Origin of the sequence: Ancylobacter sp. (genome assembly GCF_965249975.1) — a bacterium.
GTDB lineage: Bacteria > Pseudomonadota > Alphaproteobacteria > Rhizobiales > Xanthobacteraceae > Ancylobacter.
Genome location: NZ_CBDFNE010000003.1, coordinates 481,390 through 497,480 on the forward strand (window position 1 = coordinate 481,390; position 16,091 = coordinate 497,480).

The window sequence follows — 16,091 nt, forward strand, 5'->3', positions numbered from 1 at the left end:
GCCCGGCACCGCCGGGACCTTCGGCAAACACGTGCGAAGCGGGCGGGTTCCCACTGCGGGCATGTTTCAGCGCTGGCGGGATCGACGCGGGGCGGCGACAGCGCTGGCCGCGCGGGCGACGGCAAGGGCGCGATGGGCGAGCGCGGCGGCGAATTCGCCATCGTCGAGCGCCGGCTCGGGCAGCGACCAGTAGCCCACGCTCACCCGCCTTCCATCCTTGCGCGCATAGGTGAAGGGTTCCGCCCCGGCGGCGGCCAGATCGGTGGCGAAGTCCGCGTCGGTTTTGAGATAGAGGCGCCCGTCGATCACCAGACCGAACATCACGCCGTCGGCATAAAGGCCACGCCCGCCGAACAGGCGGCGGGTGCGGACCGGCCCGAACGCAGCGAAGAGATCGGCGATGTCGGCCTCATCCATCGCGCGCCGGGAGCGATCAGGCGCTGGCGCCGGCGGTCTCGGGCCGTACGGGGGTGATGGCGACGGATTCGCCGCAGCCGCAGGCCGAGGTCTGGTTCGGATTGTTGAACACGAACTGGGCAGCGAACTTGTCCGCCTTGAAGTCCATTTCGGTGCCGAGAAGATAGAGGATCGCCTTGGGGTCGATCAGCACCCTCACGCCCTTATCTTCGACCACCTCGTCGAACTTGCCCGCCTCTTCGGCGAATTCCATCGTGTATTCCATGCCGGCGCAGCCGCCATTCTTGACGCCGATGCGAAGGCCGGCCACCGGCTTTTCCGAACGCGCGATCACCTGCCGCACGCGGTCGGCAGCAGCGTCGGTCAAGGTCATCACCTTGGGGCGGGGGCGGGATTGGGTCATGCTCACTGTCTCCACATCGACGCCGGTTCAAGGCCGGCGGATCGGTCCCGCCTAATGTGGGGGATGCGCCGGGCTCCGGCAAGGGCGAAGGCGGCGGTGCTTCGCCGCCTCAAGCGACGTCATCCTGAGGTGCGAGCGAAGCGAGCCTCGAAGGATGCTCGCTCGGACGCGCCCAACCTATCATCCTTCGAGGCCCGGCCCATGGCAGGCCACCTCAGGATGACGGCGGACAACGCAAACGACCGGCTTCAATAATTCGGCCACAGCCCCGGCGTGGCCAGTTCGACCATGTGATGGTCCGGGTCGCGGAAATACAGGCTGACCCCGCCACCCTTCCAGTTCACCCGCCCTTCAAGCGGCACCCGATGGGTGGCGAGATGCTGCTCCCAATGCGCCAGAGCGCTTTCCGGGATCGCCAGCGCGTAATGCAGCGCGCCGCTGCCATCATGCGGCGGGATGGTGCCTTCCGCCATCACCACCGGCTCCAGCGTGGCGCCGCGCAGGAACAGCAGGAGCACGCTGCCCGGCCCGGCGCGATAGGCGCAGAAGCGGTCATCGGCGACCATCGGCTCCAGCCCCAGCACCCGCTCATAAAAGGCGCGGGCGCGGGGCATATCGTCGACATAGAGGCCGGTTTCCAGCACGCCGGACAGCGGCGGCGCGACGGGAGTCTCGCTCACCACAGATTCAGCGCCAGCCGCGCTTCCTCAGACATCCGGCCCTGATCCCACGGCGGATCGAAGGTGAGATTAACGGTGGCGCCGGCGACGCCGCCGACGCTCGCCACCGCGCCTTCCACCATGCCCGGCAGTTCGGCCGCCGAGGGGCAGTTGGGCGTGGTCAGCGTCATTTCCACCGCGACCTGGCGATCATCGGCGATGTCGACCTTGTAGATGAGGCCGAGCTCGTAGATGTCGACGGGAATTTCCGGGTCATAGACGGTCTTGAGCGCCGCGACGATGTCGTCGGTCAGGCGCTCAAGCTCCGCCTCCGGGATGGCGGCGTTCACGGCCGGGGTGTTCGGCGTGTCGGAGGTCTGGGCTTCGCTCATGCGAAAAGATCCTGAGCCTTGATGAGGGCGTCGGCGAGAATGTCGACTTCCTCATGCGTGTTATAGAGCGCGAACGACGCCCGGCACGTCGCCGTCACACCATATCGCCCCAGAAGCGGCATCGCGCAATGGGTGCCGGCACGCACCGCCACGCCGGCGCGGTCGATGACGGTGGCGATGTCGTGCGCATGCGCGCCCTTCACGTCGAAGGCGAAGATGGCGCCCTTGCCCGGCGCGTCGCCATAGACCTGCACGGAATTGATCTGCGCCAGTCGCTCGCGGGCATAGGCGCCGAGCGACGCCTCATGCGCGGCGATGCGCTCGCGGCCGAGGCTTTCCATATAGGCGAGAGCCGCACCGAGCCCGATCGCCTGCACGATGGGCGGCGTGCCGGCTTCGAAGCGATGCGGGGGCTCGCCATAGGTGACGCCCTCTTCGGTGACGGTGCGGATCATCTCGCCGCCGCCCTCGTAAGGCGGCATCTTCTCCAACAGCGCCCGCTTGCCATAGAGCAGGCCGATGCCGGTCGGCCCGTAGAGCTTGTGGCCGGTGACGGCATAGAAATCGACATCGAGGTCGCGCACGTCCACCGGCATGTGCACGGCGGCCTGCGAGCCATCGACCACCACCACGGCGCCGGCCTCATGAGCGAGGCGCGCGATCTCCTTGATCGGCGTCACCGTGCCGAGCACGTTGGACATATGGGTGATGGCGACGATCTTGGTCCGCTCGTTGAGCAGCGCCTTGAAGGCGTCGAGATCGAAGGCGCCGTCCTCGGTCACCGGCGCCCATTTGATCACCGCGCCCTTGCGCTCGCGCAGATAGTTCCACGGCACGATGTTGGAATGATGTTCCATGATCGAGAGCACGATCTCGTCACCCTCGTCGATCGACTGGCCGAGCGAGGACGCCACGAGGTTGAGCGCGCCGGTGGCGGAGCGGGTGAAGATCACCTCGTCCAGCGTCGGGGCGTTGAGGAAGGCGCGGCAGCGCTCGCGGGCTTCCTCATAGGCCTCGGTCATCGCATTGGCGAGGAAGTGCAGGCCGCGATGGACGTTGGAATATTCGTTCTCATAGGCGAAGCGCATCCGGTCCAGCACCTGCACCGGCTTCTGCGCCGAGGCCGCATTGTCGAGATAGACCAGCGGCTTGCCGTAGACCTGCTTGGACAGGATGGGAAAATCCTGCCGCACGCGGGCAACGTCATAGGTGCCGTCGGTGACGGCGGGATGGAGGGTGATGGTCATCGGTCGACCTTTCTGGCGCCACACGGGCGAACATCCTTCGAGGCCGGCCTTTGGCCGGCGCCTCAGGATGACGTGGTGCACAAGGGCAACGTCATCCTGAAGTGCGAGCGAAGCGAGCCTCGAAGGATGCTCGCCCCGTCCAATCCGCCTCAGGCCCGCGCCGCGAGCCAGGCTTCCGCACGCTCGACCAGCGCCTCGCGCAGGCCGTCATGCTCGACGGTTTCCACCGCCTCGCCGACAAAAGCCTGCACCAGAAGGCTCTGCGCCTCCTTCATCGGAATGCCGCGGGCGCGCAGATAGAACAGCAGTTCGTCGTCGATCGCCCCGCAGGTGGCGCCGTGGCCGCACTGCACGTCGTCGGCGAAGATCTCCAACTCCGGCTTGTTGTCCATCTCCGCCTCGTCGCCGAGCACCAGCGCGCGGCTCATCATCCGCCCGTCGGTCTTCTGCGCCGCCTGGCGGACGACGATCTTGCCCTGGAACACGCCGCGGGAGGAATCGTCGAGCACGTGCTTGAACAGTTCGCGGCTCTCGCAGCCCGGCACCTGATGGTCGACATAGAGCGTCGTGTCGGCGTGCTGACGGTTCTTCAGCAGCGAGGCGCCGTTGAAGCCGACATGGCTGTTCTCGCCGGACAGCGTGGCATAGAGCGAGGTGCGCGCGACGCCGGCGCCCAGCGAGAAGCTGAAGGTGTGAACCTTCGATTCCCGGCCGACCGCGAACAGCATGGTCGCGAGGTGGAAGGCGCCCGCGCCATCCTCCTGCAGCCGCACAACATCGAGATGCGCCTCGTCGCCGACCACGAACTCGGTGGCGGCGTTCGCCTGATAGGCGAGGCCGTCCGGCCCCTCGAAGCTCTCGGCATAGGTGAAGGCGGCGCCCGCCCCGACCACGACCAGCGACCGGACATAGCTCGCCGCCGCCGTGGCGCCGGCGAACACATGCGCAACATGCAGAGGCCGTTCGATTTTCGCCCCCGGCGCCACGGTGACGACCACGCCGTCCTTGGCCAACGCGGTGTTCAGCGCCAGCGCCGCGTCATAGCGGCCGGGCTGCATGCCGCCGAGACGGCTCAGCACCTCGTCGCCCGCCGCGATGGCGGCGGACAGGGTGGTGACGGTGAGCCCCGCCTCCAGATCGGCGAGATCGGACAGTTCCGGCACCACGGCGCCATTGGCGACGACGATGCGGCGGGCCTCAACGTCGCGCAGCAGGCGCGCGCGCGCATCCGCTTCGGCCACGGCGGCGGTGCCGGCCACCGGCACCGCCTCGCGCATCAGGCTGCGCAGGTCGGTGTATTTCCATTCCTCGACCCGCCGGTGCGGCAGGCCGTTCTCCTCGAAGGCGCGGGCAGCGGCGCGGCGCAGATCGGCCAGCCGGTCGCCGCCTTCCGCCACGGCGCCGAGCGAGGCGAGGATCGCCTGTTCGGCCGGCGTGCGGATCGGACGGATGTCAGCGTTCATGTCAGCCACCTCACGCCGCGTCCTGCTGGTACTCGGCATAGCCATTGGCTTCGAGTTCCAGCGCCAGTTCCTTGCCGCCGGAGCGCACGATGCGGCCCTTGTTCATCACATGCACGAAGTCGGGCACGATGTGGTTGAGCAGGCGCTGATAGTGGGTGATGACGATCATCGCCCGGTCGGGCGAGCGCAGGGCATTGACACCCTCCGAGACGACCTTGAGCGCGTCGATGTCGAGGCCGGAATCGGTCTCGTCCAGCACGCAGATCTTCGGCTCCAGGATCGCCATCTGCAGGATCTCGGCGCGCTTCTTCTCGCCGCCGGAGAAGCCGACATTGACGCCGCGCTTCAGCATGTCCTGGTTGATGCCGAGATGGGCAGCCTTGTCCTTGACCAGCCGCAGGAAGTCGGGCGTGGAGACTTCGGCCTCACCGCGCTTCTTGCGCTGGGCGTTCAGCGAGGCGCGCAGGAAGGTCATGGTGGCGACGCCGGGCACTTCCACCGGGTACTGGAAGGCGAGGAACACGCCCTTGGCAGCGCGCTCGTCGATTTCCATGGCCAGCAGGTCCTCGCCGTCGAGGGTGACGGAGCCGTCCGTGACCTCGTAATCCTCCTTGCCGGCGAGGATGTAGGAAAGGGTCGACTTGCCGGAGCCGTTCGGCCCCATGATGGCGTGAACCTCACCGGGATTCACCTTCAGCGAGAGGCCCTTGAGGATCTCCTTGCCGTGTTCGCCGTCGATCTTGGCGTGGAGATTGTCGATGTCGAGCATAGCCATGTCAGTGTTCCGTATCTGATGCGCGTCGACCGGCCGGAGCGGAGCGCCGGGAGCGCGCTGAAATCTGGGAGCGATCCCGGATCGCGGCAGGGCCGCGTCCGGGAGAACGATTACGGACGGGCCGTCAGCCCACCGAGCCTTCGAGGCTCACCGCGATCAGCTTCTGCGCCTCGACCGCGAACTCCATCGGCAGCTGCTGCAGCACGTCCTTGACGAAGCCGTTGACGATCAGCGCCGTCGCTTCCTCGGGATCGAGCCCGCGCTGGCGGCAGTAGAACAGCTGGTCGTCGGAGATCTTCGAGGTGGTGGCCTCGTGCTCGAACTGGGCGGAAGAGTTCTTCGACTCGATATAGGGCACGGTGTGCGCCCCGCACTTGTCGCCGATGAGCAGGCTGTCGCAATTGGTGAAGTTGCGCGCGCCGGTGGCCTTGCGGTGGGCGGTGACGAGGCCGCGATAGGTGTTGTCGGAATAGCCCGCCGCGATGCCCTTGGAGATGATGCGGCTCGACGTGTTCTTGCCGAGATGGATCATCTTGGTGCCGCTATCGACCTGCTGGCGCCCGTTGGAGATGGCGATCGAGTAGAACTCGCCCTGGGAATTGTCGCCGCGCAGGATGCAGCTCGGGTACTTCCAGGTGATGGCCGAGCCGGTTTCCACCTGCGTCCAGGAGATCTTGGAGCGGTCGCCGCGGCAGTCGCCACGCTTGGTGACGAAGTTGAAGATGCCGCCCTTGCCGTCCTTATCGCCGGGGTACCAGTTCTGCACCGTCGAGTACTTGATCTCGGCGTCATCCAGCGCCACCAGCTCGACCACGGCGGCGTGCAGCTGGTTCTCGTCGCGCATCGGCGCCGTGCAGCCTTCGAGATAGCTCACATAGGCGCCTTCATCGGCGATGATGAGCGTGCGCTCGAACTGGCCGGTGTTGCGCTCATTGATGCGGAAATAGGTCGACAGCTCCATCGGGCAGCGCACGCCCTTGGGCACGTAGACGAAGGAGCCGTCCGAGAACACTGCCGAATTCAGCGTGGCGAAGTAGTTGTCGGTCACCGGGACGACGGAGCCGAGATACTTCTTCACCAGCTCGGGATGCTCACGCACCGCCTCCGAGATCGGCATGAAGATCACGCCGGCCCGGGCCAGTTCCTCCTTGAAGGTGGTCGCCACCGAGACCGAATCGAACACCGCGTCGACCGCCACCTTGGTGGCGCCGCTCTCGATGCCGAGCAGCGCATCGCGCTCGCGCAGCGGGATGCCGAGCTTCTCGTAGGTCGCGAGAATCTCCGGGTCGATATCGTCGATCGACAGCGCTTCCTTCGCCTTGGGCGCGGAATAGTAATAGAGGTCCTGATAGTCGATCGGCGGGTAGCTCACCCGCGCCCAGTCCGGCTCGCGCATGGTCTGCCAGCGGCGGAAGGCGTCAAGCCGCCATTCCAGCATCCATTCGGGCTCGTTCTTCTTCGCCGAGATGAAGCGGACCGTATCTTCGGTCAGGCCCTTGGGGGCCTTTTCGGACTCGATCTCGGTAAAGAACCCGTACTTGTACTGATCGACATCAAGGGAGCGGACCTGGTCCACTGTCTCCTGTACGGCCGGCATCGTCTCATCTCCTCTCCCACGCGGGGTCAAGGCCCGCGGGTCAGGTCAACCACTCCGCGGAAGCTGCCGAAGCCGCTCCCGCGCCGTCTCGCCGCCCACCGGCGGCGCCTTGCCTCACGCCGCCGCGCGGCGACGCAAAAGACCGGGCAACACCCGGCGAAACACGCCGAGCGCCCGGTCGACATCCTCTTCCCCGCTCGACCAGCCGAAGGACAGGCGGAACGCGGAGCGCGCAATACGCTCGGGCACGCCCATCGCCCCCAGCACATGCGAGGCCGCGACCTTGCCCGACGAGCAGGCGGCGCCGGCGCTCACAGCGAGGCCCGCGAGATCGAGGGCGATCACGGTGGTCTCGGCCGGCACGCCCGGCAGCGCGAAGCACGAGGTGTTCGGCAGCCGGTCGACATCGCCCACGAGCAGGACAAGCTCGGGAAACTCGCACCTTAGAGCGTCTTCAAGCCGTTCGCGCAAGCCATTGATGCGCACGCCGTCGGCGTCCACAGAGGCGCGCGCGCTCTCGGCCGCCGCGCCGAAGGCAGCGATGGCGGGCACGTTCTCGCTGCCCGCCCGCCGGCCGCGCTCCTGCGCGCCGCCGCAGATCAGCGGGGCGGGGCGCAGATCCGGGTCGGCGAGGATGAGGGCCCCCGCCCCCGGCGCCCCGCCGAGCTTGTGCGCGGACACCGACATCAGATCGACGCCCAGCGCGGAAAGGGAGAGCGGAATGCGCCCGGCCGCCTGCACGGCATCGGTATGGACCAGGGCGCCCTGCTCATGGGCGCGGCGGGCGGCTTCCGCCACCGGCTGCAACACGCCCGTCTCATTATTCGCCACCATCAGCGACAGCAGCACCCGACGCCCGGCGGCGGCGTGGCGCGCCAGCGCCGCGTCGAGCCCGTCGAGCCGCAACCGCCCGCGCGCATCCACGGGAAGAACCTCGACCTGCTCCGGCGCGAAGCGATGACCGCGCAGAACGGCGGCATGTTCCACCGCGCTTACCAGCAGCGCGTCGAAGACGAGAGGCGTTTCACCGCGCCGGTAGTCCGGCGTCAGTGCCAGCGCATCCGCCTCCGTGCCGCTGGAGGTGAAGACCACCCCCGCCGGACTCGCACCTACCAGAGCCGCCACCCGCCCCCGTGCCGCGTCCATCGTGCCGCGCGCGGCGCGACCCTCGGCGTGCACAGAAGAGCCGTTGCCGATGGCATCGAGTGCCGCCAGCAGGGCTTCCCGCGCTTCCGGGCGCACATGCGAGGTCGCGTTATGATCGAGATAGGTGCGTGCGTTCATGGGTTCGGAGGCTCGCAGTTCCTTTTACGTCTCCTATATAGGAAGGCGCGGCGTCGTCTGCCCCTTCCCTTCGGCTAATGCTTGCAAATTCAGGCGCCGTCCGTCATAGCTGACCGTCCCGTCTTCTTCGTTGGGCTTTCGGTCGCGCGCTGGTTGACTGCGACGCAACCGCAACTTGACGTAGATGTTTAGAATTATTCTAATAAGTTAGGGCTCCCGCCCCAGGTCGTCAAGGCGCATGCGGTAAGGCGGTCTTTCGGGACGCAATCCGGTACGGGTTCAGCGGCCCACCGGACCACATTCGCCTTGCCCCGCCGCAGTCAAGGTCTCGAACTTCATGCCTGAGGTCATCTTCACCGGCGAGAAGGGGCGGCTGGAAGGCCGCTACCAGCCGGCCAAGCAGCGCCACGCGCCCATCGCCATCATCCTGCACCCGCACCCCCAGTTCGGCGGCACGATGAACAACCCGGTCGTCTACAATCTCTATTACCAGTTCGTGAACCGGGGCTTCTCGACGCTGCGCTTCAACTTCCGTGGCGTCGGCCGCTCGCAGGGGTCCTTCGACCACGGTCAGGGCGAGCTGGCGGACGCCGCCGCCGCGCTGGACTGGGCGCAGTCGATCAACCCGGATGCGCGCGCCTGCTGGATCGCCGGCTTTTCCTTCGGCGCGTGGATCGGCATGCAGCTGCTGATGCGTCGTCCGGAGGTGGAGGGCTTCATCTCCATCGCTGCGCCGGCGAATCTCTACGACTTCTCCTTCCTCGCCCCCTGCCCGTCCTCCGGGCTGTTCGTGCATGGCGACAAGGACGCGGTGGTGCCGTTCTCGGCCGTCACCGGCCTGGTGGAGAAGCTGAAGACGCAGAAGGGCATCGTCATCGACCAGCAGACCGTGCCCGGCGCGAACCACTTTTTCGACGGCCGGACCGAGGAACTGATGGAAGTCGTCGGCGCCTATCTCGACAAGCGCCTGCCTGACACCGCCAAGAAGACCAGCGCCGCCTGAGGCGTCACTCTCGGCCCAGACACGAAAAAGCCCGGCGCTGCACGCGCCGGGCTTTTGCTTTTGCGGGAGACGGTGGGGGGTCAGTTCAGCACGAGACGCGGCGGGTTGGTGACGGTGACCTCGTCACCCTCGCGGGCGATCTCGACGATGCTCGCCGCCGTGTCGACGGCACCGGGTACGGAAACGCTGACCGCCTGGTCCGGCTTGAGCGTGGCGGCAACGCGCACGGGGGCGCCACCGGCGACGCTCAGCGTCGCAACGACGTGATAGCCGTCATTCTGCGGGGTGTAATACGCAACGCCATTCACATAGCCGATATTGATCGTCTGGGCGGTGGCCGGCTTCAGGCCGGCAACCTTGTCGGCGGCACGGACGGGGGCGATGACGGCGACGGCGATGAGGCCGCCGGCAACGGCAAGCGGCAGGATATCGCGGCTGAGGCTGCGCATGTCGAAGGCTCCAAAGTTTCTGTCCAGGCGTGTTGAAGAGGAAGCTGCCTGCCTGGCGAGCCGGACTTCCGGGAGCCCTCAAACTACATGGAATATTGTGCACCGCATCATCAGATTGCGCATCGCACCATTGCATTTCAGGAATACTGCGACATTCTGTGTCGTATATTCAATTTTTCTGAATGATGCCTTCAGCTTCTCTTCACGCCGGCGCGATCACTCGTCCGCCACTCAGCGGGTCCACAACGCCGGTCGTGGTGGGAAAGCTCAGCGGCAGGCCGCGCAACGCCCGCACCGCGAGGAAGCCGAAGGCCTGTGCCTCCAGCGCGTCGCTGGACCAGCCCACAGCCTCCGCGGTCAGCACGCGCAACCCGAGGCGCTCGCCGAGCATGCGCAGCAGCGTCGGGTTATGCGCCCCTCCCCCCGCCGCGATCAGGAGTCCCGGCCGGCGCGGCAGATGCGGCAGTACGGCAGCGACACAAGCGGCGGTTAACGCCGTCAACGTCGCGGCGCCATCGGCGGTGCTCATCGCCGAAAGCCCTCCCCGCTCGGCCACCCAGGCACGGAACGCATTGCGGTCGAGTGATTTGGGCGGACGTTGCGCGAAGAAGGGGTGATCGAGCAGCCGGGCCAACGCGGTCTCGTCCACCGTGCCGGCGGCGGCCATGGCGCCGTCGCGGTCGAGCGGCGCGCCGGTGCGCGCCTGCATGAAATCGTCGATCAACGCATTGGCCGGGCCGGTGTCGCAGGCGATCGGATCGGCGTCGCCGTCGAGATAGGTGATGTTGGCCACGCCGCCCAGATTGAGCACCAGCAGCGGGCCCTTTTCCGCCAGCCCCCGCGCCAGCGCGCGGTGATAGACCGGCACCAGCGGCGCCCCCTGCCCGCCGGCCGCGACGTCGGCGGCGCGCAGATCGTAAACCAGTGCCGGCCCCGGCGCGCCGGTCATTGCGCGCACCGCCCGCGCCAGCGCCGGCCCGTCGCCGATCTGCACGGTGAGCCGGATCTCCGGGCGGTGCAGCACGGTCTGGCCATGGAAGCCGATGGCCGCCACGTCCCGATGCTGCCTATGCGCCGCGAAGAAGGCGTCCAGCGCCTGCGCGTGCCGCGCGGTGAGCAGCGCCTCCGCCTCGGCGAGCACACCCGGGCGGGCGTCACGGTCGGTCAGCGTGCGCGCCTCCTCCAGCGCGGCAACGAACAGGGCGCGGTCTTGCGCGCTATAGGGATAGGTCGACGCGGGCCCGAAGGCGGCGACGGCTTCGCCATCGGTGTCGATCAGCGCCACGTCGACCCCGTCGAGCGAAGTGCCGCTCATCAACCCGATCGCCTTCACCGCGCGCGCTCCCGCTTACTCCGCCCACCGTCCGGGGTGCGTTCGCGGCGGGAAGCTGATACATGACCGGCCAATCCTAACATGGCGTTGATGTCCGCAGGCCCGAGATGAGCAGCTTCAAATCCGATTTCCTCCGCACCCTCAGCGAGCGCGGCTTCATTCATCAGATCTCCGATGAACAGGGGCTCGACGCTCTCTTCGCCAAGGAAACGGTGACCGCCTATATCGGCTTCGACCCCACCGCGCCGAGCCTGCATGCGGGCGGGCTCATCCAGATCATGATGCTGCACTGGCTGCAGAAGACCGGCCACCGCGCCGTCTCGCTGATGGGCGGCGGCACCGGCATGGTGGGCGATCCGTCCTTCAAGGACGATGCCCGCCAGCTGATGACGGTGGAGACGATCGAGGCCAACATCGCCTCCATCAAGCGCGTGTTCTCCAACTACCTCACCTATGGCGAGGGCCCGACCGACGCGCTGATGATCAACAATGCCGACTGGCTGCGCGATCTCAACTATCTCGAATTCCTGCGCGATGTCGGCCGGCATTTCTCGGTCAACCGCATGCTGTCCTTCGACAGCGTGAAGACGCGCCTCGACCGCGAGCAGTCGCTGTCCTTCCTCGAATTCAACTACATGATCCTGCAGGCCTACGACTTCGTCGAACTGGCCAAGCGCTACGATGTGCGGCTGCAGATGGGCGGCTCGGATCAGTGGGGCAATATCGTCAACGGTATCGATCTCGGCCACCGCATGGGCACCAAGCAGCTCTACGCGCTGACCTCGCCGCTGCTCACCACCGCCTCCGGCGCCAAGATGGGCAAGTCGGTCAATGGCGCGGTGTGGCTCAACGCCGACATGCTCGGGCCCTATGAGTTCTGGCAGTACTGGCGCAACACCGAAGACGCGGATGTGGAGCGCTTCCTCAAGCTCTACACCACCCTGCCGATGGACGAGATCGCCCGGCTGGCGCAGGAGGCGAAGGGTTCGGCGATCAACGAGGTGAAGAAGCTGCTCGCCACGGAAATTACCGCCCTTCTCCACGGTCGCGCGGCGGCAGAGGCGGCGGCGGAGACGGCGCGCAAGACCTTCGAGGAAGGCGGCATTGCCGCCGACCTGCCGACCGTTGAAGTGCCGGCGGCGGAACTGGCGGCTGGCATCGGCGTGCTCGCCGCCTTTGCCGAAAAGACCGGCCTCGTCGCCTCCAATGGCGAGGCACGGCGCCAGGTGAAGGGCGGCGGGCTGAAGGTGAACGACTCCACCGTGACCGACGACAAGGCGGTGCTGAGCGAGCGCGACCTCACCCCGGAAGGCGTGATCAAGCTTTCGCTCGGCAAGAAGAAGCATGTGCTGCTGAAGCCGGTGTGAGGGCTTCGCCTCCACACGTCATCCCGGACGGCCGGAGGCCGGCCCGGGGCCGCGTGGCAATAGCGGGTAGCGATCCCGGCTCTTCGCTGCGGCCGGGATGACGCCCCGAACAGCCTACCGCGTCGGCACCACCGCCGGCGGAGTCGGGTCTGGCGCCTGGCGGAACTCGAAGATCTTGCGCAGGAAGCCCGGCGCCACCGCCGAGATCGGATTGACGCGGAGCGTCGGGCCGGACACCGGGCCGACGATCTCATAGGTCACGCCGACCAGCCCCTCATTCGGCCCGCCGCCAAGGAAAAAACCGACGACCGGCAGCCGGCTGAACAGATTGTTCAGCCCATAGGCCGGCACATAGGTGCCGCGCACCGACACGCGGTCATTGGCGAGATCGAGCGTACCGTCGAAGGTCGAGCCGATGGACGGCCCCCAGATGGCACCGTCGCGCAGGGTGATCTGCTGCGCCGAGCGCTGGAAATTGACCTGCAATTTGCGGAAGGCGATGGCCGATCCCGGCTGCGGGCGCCCGTCGCGCACGGTCTGCGGCGCGGCGGCGATCAGCCGGTCGAGACCGGCTTCGCCACGGATGACGAAATCGCGCACATTGATCACGCCGCTCTGCGGCCGGCCACCACCGGGCGCATCGACATCGACCCAGAGGTCACCACCCTGGATCTTCGGGTAGAGATCGATGAAGCGCAGCAGCGCCCCGGCATCGCTGGTGGCCACGCGCAGCTGCGGGCGGCCATTGCCCTGAGTCCGCAACTCGCCGGTCACGCCACCGGAACGGCCGACAAGCGCGCCAAGCGAAAAGCTGCGCAACTCGCCATTGCGGCGCGAGAGCACCAGGACGAGGTCGCGCATGGTCTCGCCATTATTGCCGGCGACCACGCCGAGCTTCACGTCGAGGTCGACATCGGGCGGCCGCACCGTGCCGGGGCCGCTGGGGGGCGTGTCGGTCAGCTGCTTGAGGAAGGCGCGGGCCTCGATCACCTCGCCGCGCACGGTGATCTTGTAGGTGCCGTCCACATTCTCAAGCTTCAGATTGGCCTTGTCGCCATCGGCGAGCTTGAAGGTCGGCAGATTGGCACTCAGCACCCCGCCCTTCGGATCGAGGTCCACCGTGCCGCGTATGTCGACCCCCTGCCCGCTCACCACGAGATCGTCGAGCCGGGTAAGGCGGTCGGTGATGTGCGCCTTGGCGGTCATCTTGGCCGCCTTGCCGGCGGGCTTGGTCCAGCCGGGCACGAGGTCGACCAGCTTGGTTTTGGTGAGGTCCAGCTCGACATCCACCGTCTTCGCCTTCGCGCCGACCACGCCGGCGAGCTTGACGCCGAGCGGGCCGGCCATTCCCGGCAGTTCGAAGCCGAGCTTCTGCCGTGCGGAATCGTCGAGCGAAGCGGCAACGGCGAACGTGACATCCCCAGTGGCGGGGCGGTTGTACTCGAAGCTGGCCGGAGCGCCGCCGAACTTGCCCTCGCCGCGCGCCACCGTCGCCGCCTGGGTCACGAAGGCACGCACCGTGGCGTCGGTGAGATTCTGGTTGAACACCATCTTGGCGGCGGCGAAATCCTCCAGCGTGGCGTCGAACGCATAGTCGATATCGGAAGGCTGGATATTGTCGGACAGCTTCACGCTGATCTGCGCCGTACCGTCGACCGTACCGGAGACGGCCTGGGGATCGATCGGCACATAGGTCGGCCCGCGCAGCGGCGGGATGCCCGCCAGTTCGATGGCCGCGGCCGCCGGACCGCTCACCTTGACCTGAACCTTCGCCTCCGGCTTGGGCGGAGCGGTGTCGGAGATGTCGAAGATGCTCTCAGCGATCTCGAGCCGGCGTTGGCCGGGCGTCTCCATCGCCGCCTTCGCCACCGACACATGCGCGGTGCGGCCGGTGATCTTGACCACCACATCGGCATCGATAACCGGCGGCAGGCCGGGCACCGGGACGAAGCGTCCCTTGGTGCCAGTAATGGCAATGTTCAGCCCGTCATCGGCTAGCGGGTTGTCCTTCTTGCCGATCGAATCCAGCGGCGCGTTGAAGAAGATGCTGGCCTGGCTGACATCGCCGGAGATCAGATGATCATAGACCCATTTGCGCGGCGCCGGCGCGGCCACGGCCGGCCAGAGCCGGATCAGCGAGGTGGCTGTCATCGGCGTCGCATTGACGTTCATGGACAGCGAGGGGGTCGGCCCGCCGAGTTCCAGCGCCCCGCCGAGGGTGATCCCGCCCTGCGGTCCCTTGAGATCGCCGCGATCGATGCTGGCGCGCTGCGCCACCGGATCGAAGGAGAGATCGATCGCGATATCGTCCAGCACGAAGGGCGGCACCTCATTCTGATGCGGCCCGCCACCAAGGAAGCTGGCGCGCGCGGACTGGGTGTGCAGCCGCCAAAGGCCGGCACGATCGGCGGGAATGTCCACCGTTCCGGCAAGGTCCATGGCGAAGGGGCCAGCCTGCGCTGTCACCGAGGTGAGGTTGATCCGCCGCGCCGCCGGATCGAGGGTGAAGGCGACCACAGCCTCGTCGATCAGCATCCGCCCTTCCGCGTCGGAGCCGAGCTGCAATTCGCCGGCACCGGCGGCCAGCCGGCCGCTGGTGGCAAGCACCACACCGCGCGCGTCGATGGTCGCGGAAAGGTCCGCCGACAGCGGCGAGGTGGCGAGAATATCGCCCCCCGCCTTGCCGGCGGCGATCAAGAGATCGCGCGGCGCGAGGTCCCGCACCTGCAATTCGAGATCGCGCCGGCCCTCCACCGGCGCGCCGAGCGTGGCACGCGCCGACCAGGGCCCGTCCATGCCGCCGGCCGTGATGTCGAAGGTGACGCCTCCCTCCGCCGGCCGCGACAGCGAGAGGTCGATGTCGTCGAAGGTCCATTCGCGCCCGCTCACCTCGTTGCGGATGACGACGATGCCTTCCTTGAGGCCGATTTCGCTCAGTGTCCCGCCATCCAGCCCACCCTGATCGAACTGGCGGGCGAGCGCGGCGAGGCTGGCGAGGCGGAGCGGACCGAACGGGGTGTCGAGTTGCGCTGGCGGCGCAACATCCGGCGCGCCGGGTTCGGTCGTGGCCGTCGCCTCGGCGGGCGCCGCCGTGGCGGGTTCGGCCGTCGGCACGGTGGCGAGAAGCTTGGGCTGCGCGCGGGCGCCATCCGGGGCGTTGGCCTCGGTGGAGATGGCGAGTTGGCCCTCCGCGTCGATGAACACGTTCAGCCGCACGCCGACCAGATCGACCCGCTCCGGCTGCATCAGCCAGGGCAGCCAGCTGTCCTGCAGCGCGACTTCGGCCTGCGGCGCGGTGGCAATGAGGTCGCCATCGTCGTCGCGCACCGTGATGTCGTTGGCATGAAGCACGATGCCGCCGCTTTTCGCCCGCTCGGCGATAATGGCGCCGATCTGCACCGTGCGGCCAGCGCCGAGACGCGCCTCAAGCGTGCGCTCGACATAGGGCCGCGCCATGTCGACGGTGAGAATGCCGGCGCTGAACAGCAGATAGACGCCGGCGATGGTCGCCGCAGCGATGAGGAAGACCGAGCCGCCCGACCAGGCGCACAGCCGCAACCAGCGCCGCCGGCGCGCCGGCGCCGCGCAGGCCCGGGGCGGTCGCTTGACGCGAAGGCGCTTCACCTGGCGCTTGCCGGCCGTTGGCGACCTGTGCGTCGTCTGCTCTCTCATCTACGGCACGAATCCTTGACTTCGAGGCAT

Annotated in this window: 14 protein-coding genes; 2 read left to right on the top strand and 12 right to left on the bottom strand. The window is 67.5% G+C overall.

The window, feature by feature from the left end; translation table 11 throughout:
• Positions 1-66 precede the first annotated feature (66 nt).
• The 9 genes from ACP2AH_RS02515 to ACP2AH_RS02555 form a co-directional block, all read right to left on the bottom strand.
• Entirely contained in the window at positions 67-417 is a 351-nt protein-coding gene (locus ACP2AH_RS02515; protein WP_425104347.1) for a TfoX/Sxy family protein, read from the bottom strand.
• A gap of 16 nt (positions 418-433) precedes the next feature.
• Positions 434-820 carry a HesB/IscA family protein gene (locus ACP2AH_RS02520; RefSeq protein WP_425104348.1) on the bottom strand — a complete coding sequence of 129 codons (387 nt, stop codon included), beginning with the start codon at positions 818-820 and terminating at the stop codon, positions 434-436.
• 248 nt (positions 821-1,068) lie between these two features.
• Positions 1,069-1,500: a VOC family protein gene (locus ACP2AH_RS02525; RefSeq protein WP_425104349.1), complete on the bottom strand. Its 432-nt coding sequence runs from the start codon at positions 1,498-1,500 to the stop codon at positions 1,069-1,071.
• A complete protein-coding gene (locus ACP2AH_RS02530) occupies positions 1,497-1,871 on the bottom strand; it encodes an SUF system Fe-S cluster assembly protein (RefSeq protein ID WP_244377049.1) in 375 nt (124 codons plus the stop codon). The genes ACP2AH_RS02525 and ACP2AH_RS02530 overlap by 4 nt, the downstream gene beginning before the upstream one ends.
• Positions 1,868-3,118, bottom strand: coding sequence for a cysteine desulfurase (locus ACP2AH_RS02535; protein ID WP_425104350.1), 1,251 nt, complete (start codon positions 3,116-3,118; stop codon positions 1,868-1,870). Before ACP2AH_RS02535 ends, ACP2AH_RS02530 begins: the two co-directional genes overlap by 4 nt.
• Before the next feature lie 149 nt (positions 3,119-3,267).
• On the bottom strand, positions 3,268-4,581 hold the full coding sequence (sufD, locus tag ACP2AH_RS02540; protein WP_425104351.1) for a Fe-S cluster assembly protein SufD: 1,314 nt from the start codon (positions 4,579-4,581) through the stop codon (positions 3,268-3,270).
• A gap of 10 nt (positions 4,582-4,591) precedes the next feature.
• Complete coding sequence (gene sufC / locus ACP2AH_RS02545; protein ID WP_425104352.1) at positions 4,592-5,356, bottom strand: Fe-S cluster assembly ATPase SufC; 765 nt, start codon at positions 5,354-5,356, stop codon at positions 4,592-4,594.
• Positions 5,357-5,480: 124 nt separating this feature from the next.
• Entirely contained in the window at positions 5,481-6,953 is a 1,473-nt protein-coding gene (gene sufB, locus ACP2AH_RS02550; RefSeq protein ID WP_425104353.1) for a Fe-S cluster assembly protein SufB, read from the bottom strand.
• 114 nt (positions 6,954-7,067) lie between these two features.
• Complete coding sequence (locus ACP2AH_RS02555) at positions 7,068-8,237, bottom strand: cysteine desulfurase family protein (RefSeq protein ID WP_425104354.1); 1,170 nt, start codon at positions 8,235-8,237, stop codon at positions 7,068-7,070.
• A 337-nt stretch (positions 8,238-8,574) separates the two neighbouring features.
• On the opposite strand from ACP2AH_RS02555, the gene ACP2AH_RS02560 reads away from it, so the two are divergent.
• Complete coding sequence (locus ACP2AH_RS02560; protein WP_425104355.1) at positions 8,575-9,240, top strand: alpha/beta hydrolase; 666 nt, start codon at positions 8,575-8,577, stop codon at positions 9,238-9,240.
• 80 nt (positions 9,241-9,320) lie between these two features.
• On the opposite strand, the gene ACP2AH_RS02565 is transcribed toward ACP2AH_RS02560, so the two are convergent.
• Positions 9,321-9,689 carry a hypothetical protein gene (locus tag ACP2AH_RS02565; RefSeq protein WP_425104356.1) on the bottom strand — a complete coding sequence of 123 codons (369 nt, stop codon included), beginning with the start codon at positions 9,687-9,689 and terminating at the stop codon, positions 9,321-9,323.
• Positions 9,690-9,891: 202 nt separating this feature from the next.
• Positions 9,892-11,004 carry an anhydro-N-acetylmuramic acid kinase gene (locus ACP2AH_RS02570; protein WP_425104357.1) on the bottom strand — a complete coding sequence of 371 codons (1,113 nt, stop codon included), beginning with the start codon at positions 11,002-11,004 and terminating at the stop codon, positions 9,892-9,894.
• Between the two features lie 125 nt (positions 11,005-11,129).
• Between ACP2AH_RS02570 and tyrS the strand changes: the two genes are divergently transcribed.
• A complete protein-coding gene (tyrS, locus tag ACP2AH_RS02575; RefSeq protein WP_425104358.1) occupies positions 11,130-12,389 on the top strand; it encodes a tyrosine--tRNA ligase in 1,260 nt (419 codons plus the stop codon).
• Positions 12,390-12,503: 114 nt separating this feature from the next.
• On the opposite strand, the gene ACP2AH_RS02580 is transcribed toward tyrS, so the two are convergent.
• Positions 12,504-16,013, bottom strand: a complete 3,510-nt coding sequence (locus ACP2AH_RS02580; protein WP_425104359.1) for a hypothetical protein — start codon at positions 16,011-16,013, stop codon at positions 12,504-12,506.
• Positions 16,014-16,091 lie beyond the last annotated feature (78 nt).